The 233-nt window shown below is 60.9% G+C and carries 1 pseudogene; it reads left to right on the top strand.

The window, feature by feature from the left end:
- Positions 1 to 233, top strand: a pseudogene (locus AF337_RS12180) (glycoside hydrolase family 15 protein); the annotation flags it as partial.

The raw sequence follows: 233 nt of genomic DNA, 5'->3' as shown, positions 1-233 counted from the left end.
GCAACGATACGCTCATTCTGGAAACCGAGTTTCAGACCGAGACCGGCACCGCCGTTCTCATCGACTTCATGCCGCTTCGCGATGGCACGAGCGATCTGATGCGCATCGTCGAGGGCAAGAGCGGCACTGTCGCCTTCGATATGGAGCTCAACCTTCGCTTCGATTACGGCCGAACCGTTCCCTGGGTCACGCATGGCGAGGATGGCGGCATCACCGCCATTGCCGGCCCAGAC

Origin of the sequence: Rhizobium ecuadorense, assembly GCF_001187535.1 — a bacterium.
Classification (GTDB): Bacteria; Pseudomonadota; Alphaproteobacteria; order Rhizobiales; family Rhizobiaceae; genus Rhizobium; species Rhizobium ecuadorense.
This window is presented reverse-complemented; position numbering and strand designations above follow the sequence as displayed.